A 1,123-nucleotide genomic window follows, 5' to 3' on the forward strand; every position below is an offset into this window, starting at 1 on the left:
CCGCAAGAGGGTCGCGATATTGCCCGGAAGGCGATGATCACCGCCGCCACCGGACCCGGCGCACGTACCGGCCGCATCCGCGAAGCGATCACCAAACTCGAGGACACCTACGGTGGCAAGAAGCCGCCACCCGAGGACACCGACCGCAACGAACTCTTCGCCTCGAAAACCTTGAACGGGCGGCTGGCGTTGAAAGGTGACTTCGATGCCATCACCGGAGAAAAACTCCTCGCCGCACTCTCGCCGTTGACCGAACCCCGACCCGCCGCCGACGGCACCCAAGACGACCGCAGCCCCGCTCTACGCCGCGCCGAGGCGTTCGGGCACATCCTCGACCGCTACCTCGCGTCGAGCAACCGACCCACCGAGGGCGGGGAGAAGCCGCACGTCAACCTGCACATCACCCTCCGCGACCTCGTCGACCTCCGCGGCACTGCAGCAGGCGCAGGCTCCGGTGAACGTGAAAGTGGCAGCGGCAGTGACAGCGGCAGCGGCAATGACGAGAACCCAGGTACGGCAACCAGATCCGATAGCGCGAGCAGCAGCACCCGCGACGGTGATGCCGATGGTTGCGACAGTGGACCGGCCACCGATCGTGGCGCGTATCGGGACCTGTTCGGTGATGGCACCACCGTCGGGTGGCTGCCCTGGATGGGACCACTCACCCGCGGGACCTCCCGCCAACTCGCCTGCGACTGCATCCTCACCGCCATCGTCATGGACGAGAACGGCTCACCGATCAACCTCGCTCGCACCGCCCGCACCGTCACCGCCAAACAGAAACGCGCCCTCACCGCCCGCGATCACGGCTGCGCCTTCCCCGGCTGCGGAAAACCCGCAGCGTGGACCGAAGGTCACCACATCTGGCACTGGACCGATGGTGGACCCACCGATATGAACAACCTGGTTTTGCTCTGCGGATTCCACCACCGACTCATCCACCACAGTGACTGGGAAGTGTTCATCGCCGCAGACAACCACCCCTGGTTCGTCCCACCAGCCACCGTCGACCCCTACCGAGAACCCAGACAATCCCACGCCCGAGCCGGGCCCCACATCGCGTAAGCCCATACAAACAATCCAGCCCCGCACCGAGAACACGGTGCGGGGCTGGAAGAGGTTG

Annotated in this window: 1 protein-coding gene; it reads left to right on the top strand. The window is 65.8% G+C overall.

The annotated features are described in order from the left end of the window. Nucleotides 1–1,065, top strand: a 1,065-nt coding sequence (locus CH305_RS15575) for an HNH endonuclease signature motif containing protein (protein ID WP_094704182.1), incomplete at its 5' end; no start/stop codon positions are given. Nucleotides 1,066–1,123: the final 58 nt, after the last annotated feature.

Source organism: Rhodococcus sp. 15-649-2-2, assembly GCF_002258645.1.
Classification (GTDB): Bacteria; Actinomycetota; Actinomycetes; order Mycobacteriales; family Mycobacteriaceae; genus Rhodococcoides.